The sequence below is a fragment of the Pseudomonas sp. UBA4194 genome (assembly GCF_002379585.1).
Taxonomy (GTDB): Bacteria; Pseudomonadota; Gammaproteobacteria; order Pseudomonadales; family Pseudomonadaceae; genus Aquipseudomonas.
Window position 1 is genome coordinate 12713 of record NZ_DFUE01000030.1, and the last position, 18648, is coordinate 31360.

At 64.2% G+C, this 18648-nt stretch carries 15 protein-coding genes; 11 read left to right on the forward strand and 4 right to left on the reverse strand.

Annotated features, from left to right (window positions below; genetic code table 11):
• Window positions 1–104 precede the first annotated feature (104 nt).
• The 4 genes from B3397_RS08355 to B3397_RS08370 all read right to left on the reverse strand — a co-directional run bounded on the left by B3397_RS08355 (window position 105) and on the right by B3397_RS08370 (window position 4221).
• The gene (locus B3397_RS08355; protein WP_296248980.1) at window positions 105–1493 is read right to left on the reverse strand and encodes a tripartite tricarboxylate transporter permease; all 1389 of its coding nucleotides are present in this window, start codon (window positions 1491–1493) and stop codon (window positions 105–107) included.
• Entirely contained in the window at window positions 1490–1957 is a 468-nt protein-coding gene (locus B3397_RS08360) for a hypothetical protein (RefSeq protein ID WP_296248982.1), read from the reverse strand. Before B3397_RS08360 ends, B3397_RS08355 begins: the two co-directional genes overlap by 4 nt.
• A gap of 63 nt (window positions 1958–2020) precedes the next feature.
• Window positions 2021–2935 (reverse strand): hydroxymethylglutaryl-CoA lyase, encoded by a 915-nt coding sequence (locus B3397_RS08365; RefSeq protein ID WP_296248983.1) that lies wholly within the window; start codon window positions 2933–2935, stop codon window positions 2021–2023.
• The gene (locus B3397_RS08370; protein ID WP_296248985.1) at window positions 2935–4221 is read right to left on the reverse strand and encodes a hydroxymethylglutaryl-CoA reductase, degradative; all 1287 of its coding nucleotides are present in this window, start codon (window positions 4219–4221) and stop codon (window positions 2935–2937) included. The genes B3397_RS08365 and B3397_RS08370 overlap by 1 nt, the downstream gene beginning before the upstream one ends.
• A 133-nt stretch (window positions 4222–4354) precedes the next feature.
• Between B3397_RS08370 and B3397_RS08375 the strand changes: the two genes are divergently transcribed.
• The 11 genes from B3397_RS08375 to B3397_RS08425 all read left to right on the forward strand — a co-directional run bounded on the left by B3397_RS08375 (window position 4355) and on the right by B3397_RS08425 (window position 18648).
• Window positions 4355–5725, forward strand: coding sequence for a PLP-dependent aminotransferase family protein (locus tag B3397_RS08375; RefSeq protein WP_296248986.1), 1371 nt, complete (start codon window positions 4355–4357; stop codon window positions 5723–5725).
• Window positions 5726–6139: 414 nt separating this feature from the next.
• Window positions 6140–6970, forward strand: coding sequence for a class II aldolase/adducin family protein (locus B3397_RS08380; RefSeq protein ID WP_296248988.1), 831 nt, complete (start codon window positions 6140–6142; stop codon window positions 6968–6970).
• 4 nt (window positions 6971–6974) lie between these two features.
• Entirely contained in the window at window positions 6975–7934 is a 960-nt protein-coding gene (locus tag B3397_RS08385; RefSeq protein ID WP_296248990.1) for an ABC transporter substrate-binding protein, read from the forward strand.
• A gap of 6 nt (window positions 7935–7940) precedes the next feature.
• On the forward strand, window positions 7941–10364 hold the full coding sequence (locus B3397_RS08390; protein ID WP_296248992.1) for a TonB-dependent receptor plug domain-containing protein: 2424 nt from the start codon (window positions 7941–7943) through the stop codon (window positions 10362–10364).
• Between the two features lie 12 nt (window positions 10365–10376).
• Window positions 10377–11723 carry an LLM class flavin-dependent oxidoreductase gene (locus B3397_RS08395; protein ID WP_296248995.1) on the forward strand — a complete coding sequence of 449 codons (1347 nt, stop codon included), beginning with the start codon at window positions 10377–10379 and terminating at the stop codon, window positions 11721–11723.
• On the forward strand, window positions 11720–13324 hold the full coding sequence (locus B3397_RS08400; RefSeq protein WP_296248996.1) for an ABC transporter substrate-binding protein: 1605 nt from the start codon (window positions 11720–11722) through the stop codon (window positions 13322–13324). The genes B3397_RS08395 and B3397_RS08400 overlap by 4 nt, the downstream gene beginning before the upstream one ends.
• A 40-nt stretch (window positions 13325–13364) precedes the next feature.
• Window positions 13365–14384 (forward strand): ABC transporter permease, encoded by a 1020-nt coding sequence (locus tag B3397_RS08405; protein ID WP_296248998.1) that lies wholly within the window; start codon window positions 13365–13367, stop codon window positions 14382–14384.
• Entirely contained in the window at window positions 14381–15256 is an 876-nt protein-coding gene (locus B3397_RS08410) for an ABC transporter permease (protein WP_296249000.1), read from the forward strand. The genes B3397_RS08405 and B3397_RS08410 overlap by 4 nt, the downstream gene beginning before the upstream one ends.
• A complete protein-coding gene (locus tag B3397_RS08415; protein ID WP_296249002.1) occupies window positions 15253–16887 on the forward strand; it encodes a dipeptide ABC transporter ATP-binding protein in 1635 nt (544 codons plus the stop codon). Before B3397_RS08410 ends, B3397_RS08415 begins: the two co-directional genes overlap by 4 nt.
• A gap of 76 nt (window positions 16888–16963) precedes the next feature.
• Window positions 16964–17914, forward strand: a complete 951-nt coding sequence (locus B3397_RS08420; protein WP_296249004.1) for a D-isomer specific 2-hydroxyacid dehydrogenase family protein — start codon at window positions 16964–16966, stop codon at window positions 17912–17914.
• Window positions 17915–18258: 344 nt separating this feature from the next.
• On the forward strand, window positions 18259–18648 hold the full coding sequence (locus tag B3397_RS08425; RefSeq protein ID WP_296249006.1) for an NUDIX hydrolase: 390 nt from the start codon (window positions 18259–18261) through the stop codon (window positions 18646–18648).

Here is an 18648-nt window from a genome sequence, read left to right on the forward strand (position 1 = left end):
CGGGGTCTCTGTAGGAGCGGCGTGAAGCCGCGAAGGCGTCTTTGAAAACGCCGCGGCTCATTGATGCGAATGGTTGATCCTTTTGTATTGTCAGGGCGGCCCCGTTACTTGCCCAACAGGGCCACCAGTGCCGGCACGGTCAATACGGCGGTGTAATAGCCCATGAACTGCACGCCGATGTTGAAGCCCAGAAAGCGTGACAGGAAGCCGCCCAGCAGCCCTACGGTAACGATCACCAACAGCCCCAGCCCGCCGCCTTCCCAGATGCCGATCACCAGAATCAAACCGACGAAGGTGGAAATCACCGCTTCATGGCTGATCCTGCGTGAGACGTAGGAGGCTGCGCGGTGGGCATAGTTCATGGTGAAGGGGTAGGCAATCAGGATCGCCACGATCACCGCCAGCATGCTGTAGCCAAAGAACTCCCAGGTGCTGAGCAGTGAATGCAGATTGTTGACCTGGCCGGTGGCCGCATCGACGCTGAACCGCGGTGGCGCGTTGAACAGCGGCGCTGCGGGGCCTGCGGCCACCGGGCTGAGCGGCAAGCCGAACGCGATCAGCGGAATCAACGCCTCGGCGATGTAGGTCGCTTCGGTCACGCCGTTGCGCGCGGTGATCACGGTGGTCAAGCGGTGATAGACATGCTTGACCCGCGACCCTACCAGCTCGCCCATGATCACGGTCATGGCCACCGGGCTGAACACGAACGTCGCACTGGAGATCACCGCGGTGATACCGGTCCACAGGGTCTGCTTGCTGTCCAGCACCTTCAGCGGGCTGGGAAAGTAGCCGCCCCAGCTTTTCACGTCCGGCGACAGCGAGAAGGTCCGCACCTGCTCGCGGCGCATGGTTTCCCGTTCGGCGGGGGCGAGCATCGAAAACAACGCGGCGATCAGTGGCCCGATGGCGATGCCCAGGAAGTAGCTGACGCTGAGTTTCACCCCGTACTGCGCCGTCACGGTCTGCAGACCGACGATGATCATGACGAATGGAATCAACGCCAATACCGCGGCCAGGCGACCCTTGGAGAACCAGGCGATGGCAATCGCCGCCGCCAGGAACACCCACGGTGCGCCGCGCTTGATGGTGTCGCCAAACGGCGCCAGCATCATGGCGAACAGCACCGCCATGGGCACCGCGATCAGCGCGGCAATCACGGCCCCCGAGATCATCTTGCGCAACGCCACATGGGGCACGCCCAGGTTGCGCAGGAAATTTGCCTCGCGCATCAGCGGCGTGGCCAGCGTGTCGCCGGGAATGCCCAGCAGCGCGGTGGGTACGGCGTGGGTCATGTGCTTGGCGACGGCGCCGGCCAGGAAGAATGTCAGCACGCCCGGTGCGGGCACCCCCAGCAGCACGACCAGCAACGTCAGTGGGGCGAGGGTGGTGGTTTCATCGCTGCCGGAGATCAAGCCGATACCGGCGAAGATCACCGCGCCAAGGGCGCCCATGGCCAGGGCGATCAGGATCTGCTCCACAAGAGGCTCCATCATGGACGACCTCCCTGCGTGGCCATTCCGGAGTGGGTGTCAGCCGTCTGCGCCGGTACACCAGCCGCGCCGTTCTTCTCGTAGTCGGCGAACAGCGTGTAGAGGTCCATTTCCTTGAGCTCGGCGATGGTCGCGGGCGGCAGGTCGGAGAGCTTGCCCAGGTCACCGAACTCACGTTGCAGTTCCAACAGCACCTGCGCGCGCCAGGCTGGGTCGGCCTGGTGCTCGACCACATGGCGCTTGGGCTTGAACAGTCTGGCACTGATGGCGCCACCGGCCAGGCAGCCGACGATACCCACCAGCATGGCGTAGGCACGGGCCATCTGGGCGTTGGCGACCCACCCCACCAGCAGGTATTGCGCGACGAAGAACGCTCCCAGGCTGACCACTGCGCCGATGCCGATGGCGTAGACCAGGTGACGACCGTTGACAGTGTCACCCCACACTTCGTAGAGATCGGGTTTCAAGAAATTCTCCCACGGCTCTTGCGAGCTTTTTATTGTTATGACGGTGAAGAGATGCCGCCTGGCTCAGGTCTCGCGCAGACGTTTGGCGACCACGGCCCTGGCGACCCTGGACGCCGTCTCACGCCCCAGTTGCTGATTGATGAACGTTCCCGCGGCAATCACGGCCTCAAGATCAACGCCGTGTGCCAGGCCCAGGCCATCGAGCAGATACACGACATCCTCAGTGGCTACGTTACCCGTCGCCCCCGGAGAATAGGGGCAGCCACCCAAACCCGCCACGGAGCTGTCGAAAACCCGTACACCGGCTTCCAGCGCCATGCAGATATTGGCGATGGCCATGCCGTAGGTGTCATGGAAATGACCGGCCAGCGCCGTCACCGGCACCACAGCGCTGCAGGCGTGCAACAACGCTTTGGTCGCTGCTGGCGTACCGGTGCCGAGGGTGTCGCCCAGGCTGATCTCGTAGCAGCCCAGGTCGTAGAGCGACGCGCTCACCCTGGCGACGGCCTGAGGGGCAACAGGGCCGGTAAATGGGCAGCCCATGGCGCAAGAGACGTAGCCGCGGACCCGGACGCCGGCCGCACGGGCCGCCACCATGACGTCCTGGAAACGCACCAGGCTTTCGGCGATCGAGCAGTTGATGTTCCTTTGCGAGAACGCCTCGGACGCCGCAGCAAACACTGCCACCTCCCTGCAGCCCACCGCCAGCGCCGCTTCCAGCCCCTTGAGATTGGGTACCAAGGCTGTCCAGGTCACGTCCGGCAGCGTCGGCAGAGCCCTGAACACCTCATCCGAGCCGCTCATTTGCGGTACCCAGCGCGGCGACACGAAGGCACCGGCTTCCAGGGTGCGCAACCCTGCGCCAGCCAGTTGTTCGAGCAACTGCACGCGCACACTGGCCGGCACCATCTGCCGCTCATTCTGCAAACCGTCCCTTCCGCCCACCTCGACCAGCCGCACGGCATCACTGCTGGCCATTACTGCGCCCGCTTGGCGTTGAGCAACTCGGTGGCCTTGTCGGTACGCACATCCCGGGCTTCGACCATCTGCTGCACCACCCAGCTGATTTCGTCTCCCTTGGCGCCGGCGGACAGGGCTATGTTGCGCGCGTGCAGGGCCATATGTCCTCGTTGAATGCCTTCGGTGGACAAGGCTCTGAGCGCGCCCAGATTCTGTGCCAGGCCGACCGCCACGGCGATCTCGGCCAGCTCCTGCGCGCTGCTCACCCCCAGAATGCGCAGCGACAACTGCGCCAGCGGGTGCGTCTTGGTAGCACCGCCCACCAGCCCCACCGGCATGGGCATTTCCAGGCTACCGACCAGATGGCCCTGACTGTCTTTCTCCCAGGTGGTGAGCGAACCGTAATGGCCGTTGCGGCAGGCGTAGGCGTGAGCACCGGCTTCCACGGCCCGCCAGTCATTGCCAGTCGCAACGATCAACGGATCGATACCGTTCATGATGCCTTTGTTGTGGGTCGCGGCGCGGTAGGGGTCGATGACGGCAAAATTGTAGGCATCGAGAATGCCTTCGATGACGTCCTCGCCCTTGAACGCCGAGGTGGTCAGCAGCTCGGGGGCGATACGGATCTGTGCGCGGGCCAGGCGCAGGTCCGCCAGGTTGGAGAGAATGCGCAGGCGTACCTTGCCACCGGTGATTTCTTCCAGCAGCGGTGCCACCGCCTCGGCCATGGTGTTGACGGTGTTGGCGCCCATGGCGTCGCGCACGTCGACGATCAGGTGCGCCACCAGCATCGGGCCGCGCGGGCTTTGCGCGAAGGTATGCACCTCGATATCCCGGCAACCGCCGCCCAGGCTGTTGAGCAACTGGTCCTTGCGGTTGGCCAGTTCGATGATTTCATCCTTGCGCCGCAGCAGGCTCATGCGCGCATTGAACGGGTCCTGGATCTCGACGATCTGGACCTGAGCACGCATCAGCGGCAACGAACTGGACGTCTGAAAGCCGCCGGCCTCGCGGGCCAGCTTGGCCATGAACGACGCCGCCGCCACCACCGAAGGCTCTTCCACCACCAAAGGCACAATCACGTCGCGGCCATTGATTTGAAAGTTGCTGGCCACGGCATAGGGTAGTTCGAAGGTGCCGATGACGTTTTCGATCATGCCGTCGGCGATGTCCAGGGGCAGGGCGCCAGGATCACGCAGCAATGCGACATCCGCTTCGGGGAGTTGCAGCAGTGCCTGCAAATGGTCCAGGCGTGCGGCGGGCGATAGGCTACGAAAGGCGGGGAGGCGGGAGTCGATACTCATGTCGGGGTCCTGTAGCGATTATTGTTTTTGAATGACCGCCACCCTAGACCGCCGCGAGCGCTGAAAGAAGGTACAGTTTGGCTGGACAGTACCCAAGCTGTACCCTTTGTGTTCCTTTTGCCGGATGACCCCCATGGCGCGACTGACATTGGCCCAGCAACTGGCGGCGGCGCTCGCGCGGCAGATTGCCGACGGCACCTACCGCGTTGGCGATCGCTTGCCCTCGCTGCGCGAATGCATGCGCCTGATGGGCCACTCGAAAAACACCGTGATCACGGCCTACGAATCGCTGGCATCCCAGGGTCTGGTGGAGGCCCGTCATGGTCAGGGGTTCTTCGTCAGGCAGGGCGCCCCCAACCACACCGAACCTGAAGAACCGCTGCCCTACGCCCGCGCCATGGATACCATCTGGCTGATGCGCCAGCAGTTCGTGCGCGAGCCGGGTCACTCGCCCCTCGGCGAAGGCTTTCCCCCCGTGGAATGGCTGATGGATGTGCGTCTGGACAAGTTCACCCGGCAGATCATGCGCACCGGCGTGACCACCTTGTTCAGGTATGGCAATCGGTTGGGCAACGCCGGTTTGCGGCAGCATCTGGCACAGAAGCTGGCGAGTTATTCGATCACCGCCAACCCCCGGCAGATCGTCACCACCCATGGCGCCAACCACGCGCTGGATCTGATCATCCGTCGATTCATCGCACAGGGCGATTCGGTGCTGGTGGAGGACCCGGGTTACTACCCCTTGTTCGGCAAGCTGCAATTGCAGGGCGCGCGCATGCTCTCGGTGCCGCGCCTGGCGGACGGCCCGGACATGGACGTGCTCGAGCAGCACCTGCGTCTGCACCGGCCCAAGCTGTTCTTCATTCAGTCGGTGGGGCACAACCCAACCGGTTCCGACCTGTCTCCGGCCAAGGCCCATCGCCTGGTGCAACTGGCCGAGCAGCATGACTTCATCCTGGTGGACGACGATGCCCTGGCCGACTTCAAGCCGGCCACGGCGATCAAAGTGTCGGCACTGGATCAACTTAAACGATCACTGTATGTCGGCAGCTTCTCCAAGTCGGTTTCCGCGGCCTTGCGGGTGGGCTTCATCGCCGGCAGCAAGGAGGTCGTCGATGAGTTGGGCGACTTGAAGATGTTGCTGCACACCAGCTCCTCGGAATTCTGCGAACGCACGGTGGACGTGGTTTTGACGGAGGGGCATTTCCTGCGGCATTTGATCCGCCTGCAGGAACGGCTCAAAGCAGCGACCGAGGCAGGGCTGCACATGCTCGACGACATCGGCGCTGAAGTGTTCTGTCGGCCCGAGCAGAGTCTGTACCTGTGGGCCCGGTTCGGGCACATCGCCGATGCCAGGGAGCTGACGCGGCAGTTGCTGCCCAAGGGCTTCATGATTGCACCAGGGCACATCTTTTCTCCCGAACAGTCGCGCATCAATCCCTGGACCCGGCTCAATGTGGCTTACCTGAATGATCCACTGCTCAAGGCCGAACTCAAGCGCTGAGAGAGAGTTTTCAGAAGGGTTGCCATCGCTCGGCTTTTTATGTCGTTCCGTGATGAACAGGTATCGGCTTGATTACGGAGATTAATATTAGTTTATTCCATAAAAGAATTTCACAGCCATTCGTCCTGCGTTTATGTTCTACCCACGGCACCAAAACAATGCACTTCACTGTCGTTCCGGCTGAACCGTCGGACCGCGCTCAACCCGACCCCTCGCACGGTGGAGGAGAGCTGTTGCTTCACCCCATGCGAGGGCTCCAGAACATGACCACCTGATCCTTTCCCCATAGCGCCTGCTCCTGCAGCGCCGCTGTTCGCTACCGACCTTCCGATCCTGAGCCCTGCATCCCGCGCAGCGCACGCGTTCGCTCTGAATTTCGCTCGCCAGCGCGAGCAACAGCCTTGAGTAACCGGCATGAGCCACACACAACCGTATTCCAACAGCCTGCTGAACCTGCCCCACGACAACAATCGTCTGCAACTTGAAGCGGTGCCGCGCCAGCGCGATCCGCTGCAGGAACGCTTGCACCGCAAGCAGCGCCTGGCCGCCTCCTACCGCTTGTTTGCCCGCTATGGGTTTGAGGTCGGCGTGGCCGGGCATTTCACCGCTCGCGACCCGCTCGAACCGGAGCACTACTGGATCAATCCGCTGGGCGTGCCGTTTTCGCAGATCACCGCTTCGCAGCTGTTGCGGGTCAATCGCCAGGGTCAAGTGGTGGAGGGGGAGGGCTTGCTAAATGTCAGCGCCCTGGAGCTGCACGACGGCATCCAGCAGGCCCGTCCCGAGGTGGTGGGCATTGCCCATCTGCACGGTTTCTACGGCCGCACCTGGTCGGCCCTGGGTCAACTGTTCGAACCCATTACGGCGGAGGCCGGGGCCTTCATCGAGGATCAGGCGATATTCCGTCGCCACGACCTGCGCGCTGCCGACGGCAGCCTTGATAACGACCGCGACAGGGTGACGGCCGCCTTCGTCGACAGCTTTGCCGGCAACAATCTGCTGTTCTGGCAAAACCATGGTGTGTGGACCGTGGGTGAAAGCGTCGAGAGTGCGGCCTGGCGCTTCATTCTTGCCGAAGACGTGGCCCGCTCGCATTTGTTGGCCCGCGCCGCTGGCGCGCCGGTGGTGCCGCGGGTCGAGCCTTTGACTGCTCAAGGTCGGGCCCGCAACGAGCTGTTCGCCTGGCTGAACTTCCAGCCGTTATGGGACGAGATCGTCGCCCAGCAACCCGACCTGGTGGGCTGAGCCGATGGCCGTGCTGACTCGACGTCGACTGCTCGCCGGCAGCGCTGCCCTGGCGGCGGGCTGCCTGCTGCGCCCCGCCCTGGCCGAGACTTCCGGGCCCTTGCGCGTATGGCGCTACAAGGGCTCGGCTGCCTCGTTCATGGCCATGGCCGGGCAGGCCGATACACCGTACCCGGTGGAGTGGGTGAACATCGCCGGTGGCAATATCGTGCTCGAAGCCTTGAGCAGCGGCAGCCTCGATTACACCCAGATGAGCGAAGTACCGCCCATTTTCGCCTCCATCGCCCAGGTGCCCCTGGCGGTGGTCGCGGTGCTGCCTGGCAGTCGCCAGGATCTGGGCCTGGTAGTGGGCAGCGACAGCGGTATTGCGCACGTGGCCGATCTCAAGGGCCGCAGCGTGAGTTTTGTGCGCGGCACCAACACCCAGTACTACCTCATCGACCTGCTCAATCGCCACGGCCTGAGCCTCAAGGACATACGCCCGGTACCCATGCCCATGCAGGAGGCGTTGATCGCCTTTCGCAGTGGCCATGTGGACGCCTTGGTTGCCGGGGGCATCAGTGCGCTTCAAGCCACCCAGCAACAAGGCGTGCGCCTGGAAAACGACAGCCCCTTCGTTGGCAACACACTGATCGCCGCCCGCTGCGGTGCGTTGGAAGACCCGGACAAGCGGGCGCAGATCGCCGACTTCCTGCGCCGCGAGCGCGCCACCTGGGCCTGGGTTGCCCAGCACCCCGAAGCCTGGGCCGAGCACATTGCCCAGCAGACCGGGATCAGCGCCGAGCTGTACCTGCGTCAGTTCCGCGAGCGCGGCCGGCCGGTGAGCCTCGAGCCCATCAGCGAGCCGGCGATTGCCTCTGCCCAACAGGTCGCAGACACCTTTTTCGACAACCGTCTGATCCGCCAGCGCGTCGATATACGACCGCTGTGGCGCGACGATTTCAAACCCTTTCTGGAAGCCTGACTTGTCATGACTCGCCCCTCTCTTTATTCGCCCCTGGCCTTGGCACCTCTGCTGTTGGCCGGCTTCACGCTGTTGCCGGCCCAGGCCGCAGACACCCTGGACACCGTGGTGGTGACCGGCTCGCGCGGCAGTGAGGCGCGCACCGTGACCAGCAGCCCGGCCCCGATCGACGTGGTCAGCGGTGCGCAACTGGAGCGCACGGGCTCGGCCAGCCTGCGTGGTGCTCTGGAGAAAGCCCTGCCGTCGTTCAATCAGCGGCCTTCCGGCTCATCCAACGACAGCATCGCCCGACCCTATAGCCTGCGTGGCCTGAACGGTTCCAACGTATTGGTGCTGGTCAACGGCAAACGGCGCCACAACAGCTCGGTGATCAACCTCGACTCCTCGTCTGCCTACGGCACCAACCCCGTGGACCTGGATCTGATTCCGGTCAGTGCCATCGATCACGTCGAGGTGCTGCGTGACGGCGCTTCGGCGCAGTACGGCTCGGACGCCATTGCCGGGGTGATCAACATCATCCTCAAGCAGAGCGACAACGGTGGGTCGGCCAGCACCCAGTACGGTGAGTACTACGAGGACGGTGACGGCGGCACGATCCGTACGGCGGTAAACTCCGGTTTTGCCCTGCCCAACGACGGCTTTCTCAACATCTCCCTGGATGCCAAGTCGCAGCAGACGGCGGTGCGCTCGCGGGACTCCACCGGCAACCTGTATTTCCCCGGTGACGCTCGCGAAGCCGGCGCCGATCGCCAGGTGCAGCGCAATGGCTTGCCGAAGATCAAGGGCTACAACCTCTCGTACAACGCCGAATTGCCGCTGCAGGACGACCTGACGCTGTATTCGTTCACCACCTACAGCGAGCGGGACGCCCGGGGCGGGCAGAACTATCGGCGGCCGAACTCGACCAATATCATTCCCGAGATTTACCCCGATGGCACGGCCCCTTTCTACACCCTCGACGAGACCGACTTTCAGGCTGCCGCAGGTGCCAAGGGCCTGATCGGCGAGTGGAACTGGGACCTGAGTTCGACGTTCGGCCGCGCCAAGTCTCTGGCCGGCTCCGACGAAAGCCTCAACGCGTCGCTCGGCCCCTCCAGCCCGACGTCCTTCGACAGCTACACCAACACCTTCGACCAATGGACCAACAACCTCGACCTGACCCGCGCCTTCGACGTCGGCCTGGCCAAACCGCTGCAAGTGTCGTGGGGCGCCGAGCACCGTCACGAGCGCTACAAGACCGAGTCCGAGGATGTCGCCGCCTGGATCAACGGCGGCTATGTCTACCCCAGCGGGCCGCTGGCCGGTCAGCCCGCCGCCGTGGGCGCTCAAGGCGCAATCACCCTGACCCCCGAGGATGCTACCCAGGTCAGCCGCAACAGCTATGCGACGTACCTGGACCTGGGCTTGAACCCCACCGAAAAGCTGTACCTGGGCCTGGCCGGGCGTTTCGAAAAATACGACGACAGCGCTGGCAATACCGCCAGCGGCAAGTTCTCGGCGCGCTATGACTTCACCCCGGAGTTCGCCGTGCGCGGCACCCTGAGCAATGGCTTCCGCGCGCCGTCGCTGTCGCAGTCCGCGTATGCCCAGACCTCCAACCAGTACACCCTGGTCAATGGCGTGGCGCAGTTCGTCGAAGCCAAGACCGCACGGGTGGATACGCCCCTGGCACGGGCCTTGGGCGCCGAAGACCTGGAACCGGAAAAATCGCGCAACATCAGCCTGGGCATCACCTGGAAGCCCTTGCCCCAAGCCAACGTGAGCCTGGATGCCTACCAGATCGAGATCAAGGACCGCATCGCTCTGACGGGCTTCCTCTACGGCAACGGCGTCAACCAGATCCTCCAGCAGCAGGGCTACAAGCCAGGCTACCGGGTCAAGTACTTCACCAACGCCGCCGACACCACCACCCGCGGTGTGGATCTGGTCACCGACTACAAGGTCGACTATGGCCGCTACGGCTCGGTCAAGTACGGCGTGGCGTTCAACTACAACAAGACCGAACTGGACAGCATCAAGTCCACTCCGGCAGCGCTGGCTGGCAGCGGCCTGCAACTGTTCGACCGGGTCGCCCAGGGCTACCTGACGGTGTCGGAGCCCAAGACCAAGCTGATTCTCAGCGGCCAATGGAAGATCGATCGCTTCGACATCAACCTGGGCGTCACCCGCTACGACAAGGTCATCGCCCGGGATGTGAATCCCGACTTCGACTCCACCTTTGGCGCCAAGTGGATCACCGACCTGGAAGTCGCCTATTCGATCACCGACCAGTTGGGTGTGGCCGTGGGTGCCAACAACCTGTTCGACGTGCGCGCCGACAACAGCGGCTACCCGGCGGGCGACGTCAACGGCTTTCCGAAATTCGGTGGTGTCTCGCCGTTCAATCCCTACGGCGGCTTCTGGTACACCCGCCTGAGCTACGACTTCTGATCAGGAGCTTGCATGAGCACTTCCACCAAACAACTGCTGCTTGGCGCGTTCATTCCCAGCGCCGGAATCATGGGCTCCAGCTGGCGCCACGCCAGCGCCGCCCCCGACTCGTTCAGCGACTTCGGGCACTTCCAATGGGTGGCGCAGACCCTGGAGGCCGCGCGTTTTCATGCGGTGTTCTTCAACGACACGGTGAACGTCGACGCTGACCTCGAGGTACTGGCGCGCGGCCCCAACAGTGTCCGCTGGGACCCGCTGGTGCTGATGCCGGCACTGGCCGTGGTGACCCGGCACATCGGTCTGATCGGCACCGCCAGCACCACCTATAACGACCCTTACAACATTGCCCGCAAGCTGGCCAACATCGACCACCTCAGCGGCGGTCGTGTGGGCTGGAACCTGGTGACTTCCCTGGGCGGCGGCGAGAACTTCAATCTCGACGCCCATGTCCTGCATGCCGACCGCTACGAGCGCGCGGAGGAATTCTATGACGTGGTCACTGGGCTGTGGGACAGCTACGAGGACGGCGCTTTCGTTCAGGACAAGGCCAGCGGGCGCTTTCTGGATACCAGCAAGCTGCACGTGCTCAACCATCACGGCAAACACTTCCAGGTGCGCGGCCCGTTGAATGCACCGCGTCCGCTGCAGGGCTATCCGGTGATTGCCCAGGCCGGTTCATCGGATTCCGGTCGCGCCCTGGCGGCGCGGGCAGGTGAGCTGATCTTCACGGCGCAGCACACTCTGGAACAGGGTCAGGCGTTCTATCGCCAGATCAAGGACCAGGCGGCGAAATTCGGCCGTGATCCGCAGCACCTGAAGATTCTGCCGGGGGTCTCGCCGGTGGTCGGCAAGACTCACGCCGAGGCCCAGGCACGCTACGACCAGTTGCAGGAACTGCTGGAGCCCAAGACGTTCCTGCGCAGCATCTCGCGCTTCGCCAGCCTGGGTTTCGACCTGTCCGAATTGCCGTTCGATGAGGTGGTGCCACTGCCGCCCGAGCAGTTCGACACCAACACCCACAAGAGCCGGCAGAAGCTGGTTTTCGAGCTGATTCGCCGCGAGCGACCCACCGTGCGTGAGCTGTTCAACAAGCTCACTGCCGGCGGGCACCGGATTCTGATCGGTACCCCTGAAAGCATCGCCGACGACCTGCAAGCCTGGTTCGAGGCCGACGCCGCCGATGGCTTCAACGTGATGTTTTCCGGTTTGCATGAGGGCATCGAAGCGTTCGCCACCGGGGTGGTGCCTGAGCTGCAACGCCGCGGGCTGTTTCGCAGTGAATACCAGGGCGCGACGCTGCGCGAGAACCTGGGCTTGCCCTATATCGCCAACCGCAACGCTGCTGGAAGCGCCGCATGAATCTGTCGTTGAACATTTCGGTTTCCAAACCGGCAGCGCTGACCCTGGCGCTGTTGTTGCTGGCCGGGTGCGGCGAGTCGTCCGCGCCCGCCAGGCAGGCCGCGGCTGCGACTCCAGCGGCCGGAGGTGTGCTCAAGGTAGCGCTGGACGGCGACCCCAACTGCATCGATCCACACCAGGCCGGCAACAACACGGCCTTGAACGTGGGCCGCCAACTGGTCGATTCGCTGACCGATCAAGACCCCCAAAGCGGCGAGATCGTACCGTGGCTGGCCAGTCGCTGGGAGGTCGACGGCGAGTCGCGGCGGTTTACCTTTCACTTGCGAGACGGTGTCAGCTTCAGCGATGGCACACCGGTCGATGCCCTGGCGGTGAAAGCGAACTTCGAACAGATTCTGGCGCTGGGTGCGCGCTCGATTCTGGGGGCGACCTACCTGGCCGGGCTCAAGAACATAGCCACGCCTGATGCTTCGACCGTGGTGGTGGAGTTCGAGCAGCCGAATGCCCAGTTCCTGCAAGCTACATCAACCATGAGCCTGGGGTTGTTGGCCGAGGCGACGCTGGCCAGGAGTCCGGCCGATCGTTGCCAGGGGCAACTGATCGGCAGCGGCCCGTTCAAGCTCGATGGCTTCGTGCACAACCAGAAGGTCAGCCTGTCGCGCCGCGACGACTATGCCTGGGGTTCGTCACTGGCGGCTCATACCGGCAAGGCCTGGCTGGACGGGATCGAGTTTCTGATCGTGCCGGAGTCCGGCGTGCGTCTGGGTAGCCTGCTGTCCGGGCAGATCGATGTCGACACCGGGGTGGTGGCGCAGAACGAAAAGACCCTCGAATCCCAGGGGCTGCCGGTGCTCTGGAGGGCCAACCCAGGGGTGGTCTTCAACCTGACGCCCGATCTGACGCGGCCGGTGTACCGCGACGTGCGGGTGCGCCAGGCGTTGATCAAGGCCATCGACCGCGAGCAACTGCGCAGCATCATTTCGCGCTATCAGGCACCGGCCACCGCACTGCTGGCCAGCAGTACGCCGTATTACAAGGACCTCTCCGACCTGCTGGCCTACGACCGCCCCAGTGCGCAACGCCTGCTCGACGAAGCGGGCTGGCAGGCCGGCGCCGATGGCATCCGCCAGAAGGACGGCGAGCGGCTGAGCCTGCGGGTGGATTACTGGCAGAACACGCCGATCCTGGAGTTGGTGCAGCAGCAGCTCAAGGCGGTCGGCGTGGAGCTGGTCCTCAACCGCACCACCATCAGCCAGGTGGCGGCGCTGCAGGCCAGCGGTGACATCAGCTTGTACTTCTACAACCTGACCCGAGCCGATCCCGATGTGCTGCGCACGCTGTTCCACGTGACGGGGCGCAATTACGGCAAGCGCAAGGCCGATGGGCTGGACCACCTGCTCGAAGCCAGCGCCGCGACTCTGGACCCGGCAGTGCGACAGCAGCGGGTGGATGAAGTCAGCCGCGCGTTGATCGAGCAGGGCCATGCCATTCCGCTGGTGGAGCTGGCCACGGTGATTGCCCACGGCAAGCAGGTGCATGGCTTGCACTACGAAGCGTCATCGCGCCTGCAGTTCTTCGATACATGGCTGGCAACGCCGTGACAGTGCGACGGCAAGCCGGTGAACCCAATGGAGCGTGCACATGACCGATCTTTCAACGCTGGCCAGCGCCCCCACCGCGTTGCGCCCCACCCTGCGCTGGCGACAGGGGCTGGTGACAGGGCTGCACCGGCTGTGGCAGAGCGCACTGGTGCTATGGGCCGCCTTCACGGTGTCCTTCGTGATTCTGTACGCGCTGCCCAGCGATCCGGTGAGCATCATGCTCAACCAGAACGGCGAGCCGTCGGCGGCCGATCAGGCCCAGATCCAGGCGTTGCGTGCTGAATATCACCTGGACCAGCCGCTGCCGGTGCAGTACGGCATCGCCCTGTGGCGGGCGCTGCAACTGGATTTCGGCCAGTCGATCCAGAGCGGTGAGCCGGTGGCGAGCGCGCTGGCGCAAGCCTTGCCGGCCACCGCTCAACTGACCGCCCTGGCGCTGGTGCTGGCGTTGCTGGGCGGCATCGGCCTGGCGCTGGCGGCCAACCTGGCGCGCTGGCGCTGGCTCAGGGATGGGCTGCTGGGGCTACCGGCCTTGTCGGTGTCGTTGCCCACCTTCTGGGTCGGGCTACTGCTGCTGCAAGCCTTCTCGTTCAACCTGCACTGGTTCCCTGCCATGGGCAATCGGGGCTTCGCTTCGCTGGTGCTGCCAGCGCTGACCCTGGCCATCCCGACGGCGGCGATCATTGCCCAGGTGCTGCTGCGTTCGCTGGCTGGCGTGAGCCGACAACCGTTCGCCCAGGCGCTGCGGGCCAAGGGTTTGAGTGGGCGACGCCTGCTGTTCGTGCATTTGCTGCACAACGCCGCCGTGCCCGTGCTGAGCCTGTCCGGGGTGGTGGTCGGCAACCTGCTGGCCGGCTCCGTGGTGACCGAAACGGTGTTCTCCCGCGAGGGCGTCGGGCGTCTGGCGCAAGCGGCGGTCGGCAGCCAGGACATCCCCATGGTCCAGGGCGTGGTGCTGTTGGCCGCGGCCCTGTTCATTGCGGTCAACCTGCTGGTCGACCTTCTCTATCCCTTGCTTGACCCGCGTATGGGTCAAGCGGTCAGTGGAGGCCAGCGATGAGCCTGTCTGCCAATACCTTGCCGTCGACAACCGTGGCACTGTTGTGGGCACAGTCGGCCGTGCGCCTGCTGCACAAGCGCCCCTTGCTGCCCTTGGGCATTGCCGTGCTGGCGTTGGCTTTGGCCTGGGCGGTATGGCCTGGACTGTTCAGCCATTACGACCCTTTGCTCGGTCAGCCTGCCCAGGCATTGCAGGCGCCGAGTGGCCAACACTGGTTCGGCACCGACCACCTGGGGCGCGACCTGTACAGCCGAGCGGTGCATGGCGCGGCGCTATCGTTGCAGGCCACGGCGCTGGCGGTGCTGATTGCCTTGCTGGTGGGCATTGTCATCGGCGTGGTGGCCGGGTATTTCGGCGGGGCGCTGGACGCGGTGTCCATGCGTGTAGTGGAGGTGCTGATGGCCATACCTTCACTGCTGCTGGCCATGGCCATCATCACCGTGCTCGGCTTTGGCACGCTGAATATCGCGCTGGCCGTGGGCTTGTCCTCTGTGGCGACTTTCGCCCGTCTGGTCAGGGGCGAAGTGCTGCGCTGGCGCACCAGTCTGTTTGTCGAGGCGGCGCGCGTGTCGGGAGTGGGGCCGTGGGCGATCATCACCCGGCACATCGTGGCCCACGCGGCCGGCCCGGTGCTGGCGCTGGCGGCCCTGGAATTTGGCTCGGCCGTGCTATCGGTGTCGGCGTTGAGCTTTCTCGGCTTCGGCGCACCGCCGCCGCAGCCGGAGTGGGGCCTGCTGATCTCCGAGGGGCGCAACTACATGGTCGCCGCCTGGTGGTACACCAGCCTGCCGGGTTTGGTGCTGGCCGCCGTGGTACTCGCGGCGAATCAGTTGGCCCGCGCCATCCAGGACGTATCGGGAGCACCGCGATGAACACGTCAACCGCGATCTTGCAGGTCGAGGGCCTGCGTATCGTCTATCACACCGAGCAGGGGTCGGTGGCGGGCATCGACCAGGTGAGCTTTGCCATTCATCCAGGGGAGATTGTCGCCGTGGTGGGCGAATCGGGTTCCGGCAAATCCACCACCGCCGGGGCCTTGGTGGGATTGCTGGCTGAGAACGCCTCGATCGAAGCGGGCAGCCTGCGTCTGGCGGGCGAAGAGCTGGTGGGGCTGGGTGAACGCAGCTGGCGTCACCTGCGAGGTCGCCAGGTCGGTTTCGTGCCTCAAGATCCTGGTCTGTCCCTGGACCCGGTCAAACGGATCGACCGTCAGCTCGAGGAAGCCATGACCGTGCACGGCATGGGCCGCCGCGAAGCCCGCGCACGGGCGCTGGTGTTGCTGGAGCAGGTCGGTCTGGCTGACATCACACGGGTCGCGCGCAGCTACCCGCACCAGTTGTCGGGCGGCATGCGCCAGCGTGTGCTGATTGCCATCGCACTGGCCAACGACCCACCGCTGATCATCGCCGATGAGCCCACCAGCGCTCTGGACGTCGGCGTTCAGCGTCAGGTGCTGGATCGTTTGCAGCGCTTGGCACGGGAGCGGGGTACGGCGGTGCTGTTGATTACCCATGACCTGGGCGTGGCGCTGGACCGTGCCGATCGCCTGATCGTGATGCAACACGGGCAGATCGTCGAAAGCGGCCCGGCCCGGCAGATTTTCCAGCATCCAGGCCATGCTTATACCCGCCAGCTACTGGCTGCCGCACCGACGTTGGCCGTGGCCCGACCGCCGCTGCAATCGCGCCGATTCGATCAGGTGGCGCAGGCGGCGCCACTGTTGCAGGTGCGTTCGCTGCGCAAGGACTTTTCCAGTTGGCGCAACCCCGGGCGGGCAGCGGTGGAGGCGGTGTCGTTCGATGTGCTGCGTCACGGCACCACTGGCTTGGTGGGTGAGTCGGGTTCCGGCAAATCCACTACCGCGCGGTTGATTCTAGGTCTGGAGCGCCCTGACAGCGGCGAGGTGCTGTTCGACGGTCAGAACATCGCCGGCCTTTCGCCCCGGCAGTGGCAGCCGCTGCGCCGACGTATCCAGATCGTCTATCAGAACCCTTATGCCTCTCTGGACCCACGCTGGACGCTGGAGCAGATCATCTGCGAGCCATTACGGACCTTTTCCGTGGGTGATCGCGTTTGGCGGACCGAGCGTGCAGGTCAGCTGTTGGAGCAGGTGGAACTGCCTGCGCATTATCTGCGCAGGCGCCCCGGCGAGCTGTCCGGCGGCCAGCGCCAGCGGGTGGCGATCGCGCGGGCGTTGGCATTGCAGCCCGAGCTGCTGGTGCTGGACGAAGCGCTGTCGGCGCTGGATGCCTCGGTGCAGGCCCAGATTCTCAGGTTGCTGGCCGAGCTGCAGCAGCGGCTGGGGCACAGTTATCTGTTCATTTCCCATGACCTGGCCGTGGTGCGGCAGATCTGCGATCAGGTGGTGGTCATGCGCGATGGCCGCGTGGTGGAGCAGGGCGCCTGCGCTCGGGTGTTCGAAACCCCGGCCTCGGCCTATACCGCACAGCTGCTGGCGGACGTGCCCGGGCGGCTGTATCTGGATCAGCGGGAGGCGGGATGAGGCGACCATTCACTACACATCATCCGCTTTCCTGAAACGCTCAAACAACTCGACAAGTCTCCAACAGGAACCCCCCATGTCCGCTACCGTCATTGCCAGCCAACACGACGAAGAGATCAACGCACTGTTGCGTCAACGCCTGCCCGAATACACCATCATCCCGATCGGGCAGGGCGCCCCCAATGTCCCGCCTGAGGCGACGATCCTGCTCACCCGACCTTTCTTCGGTCATTTTCTCACTCAGGCATTGCCAGAGAAACCGGCTGGCTGGCCGTTCAACCTCAAATGGGTACAGCTGACCTCCTCGGGCATCGACGGTTATCCCGCGTGGCTGTTCGACAGCCTGCCTGTCTCATCGGCGCGCGGCACCGCGTCGGTGGCAGTGGCGGAATTTGCCTTGGCCGCGATTCTGGCGCAGGCCAAGCAGTTCCCCGAGGTGTGGATCGACAGCGCCGAGCAGTGGCAGCGCTTTCCCCTGCAACAGCTGAGTGGAAGCACGCTGGGCATCGTCGGTTTCGGTGCCATCGGCAAGGACCTGGCGATCCGTGCCCAGGCTCTGGGGGTCAAGGTGATTGCCGTGAACCACTCCGGCAAACCCTTCGATGTGCCAGGGGTTGAACGCGCTGACAGCCTGCCAGGCCTGTTTGCGGCATCCGATCACGTGGTACTGGCTGCCCCCGCGACGCGCTCCACCCGCCATCTGGTGGACCAGGCATTGCTGGCCCATGCCAAGCCGGGTTTGCATCTGGTGAACATTGCCCGTGGCAGCCTGATCGACGAGGCGGCGCTGGTTGAAGCGTTGGATGAAGGCCGGTTGAGCAGGGCCACCCTGGACGTGACGGCGGTGGAACCGACCCCTGCGGATCATCCGTTCTATCGCCACCCCAAAGTGCGCCTGTCGCCCCATGTGTCACCCGCCAGTGGGGTGATCTGGCATAACATCGTCGAGCATTTTGTGCGCAATCTGTTGCGCCATCATCAGGGCGAGGCTTTGGGGGATGTGGTGGATTTCGAGCGGGGGTATTGAGGGTGGGGTTGGCTGGGGGAACCGTGGTGAATGGTCCCCTCACCCCAGCCCTCTCCCTGAGGGAGAGGGAGCTAATAGCAGACCGCGATAGCCGCAACACCGCCGCACGGCCCCCTCTCCCTGAGGGAGAGGGAGCTAAAAGCGGACCGCCGATAGCCGCAACACCACCGTACGGCTCCCTCTCCCTCAGGGAGAGGGCTGGGGTGAGGGGACCATTCACCGCCGACTCATCTAGAACCCCCCAAAGATTCAGCCTTTCGTCCGACACCTCAACCCAACTGTGACCCCCGGCACACTCCCTGCTTCAGTATTGTGACATTTATGTGACAGGCCACTGAAGTTCTATGGGCACCGCCAACAAACCCGCCAAGCGCCGGGCGACGATCATCTTTCGTCGTGAGGGACGCATCCTTTTCGTGCGTAAACGCAAGGCAAAGTGGAATCTGCCCGGCGGCCGCGTCGAGCAGGCCGAAACGCCCATGCAGGCCGCTTTTCGGGAAATGTCGGAAGAAACCGGGATGACCCTCGGCCATCTTTTCTACATTTCCGAGTACCAGGAAAGCAACGTGATCCACTACCTGTTCGAAAGCTCGGTGTCGCTGCAGCGCGAGCCTCGTCCGTGCAATGAAATTGCCGACTGCCGCTGGTTCACCGTGAAGGAGTTGAGCAAGCGCAACGTCAATCGGTCGGTGAAAGCCTTGCTCAAGCGTTGGCTCGCCGAGTCGGCCGTTTGA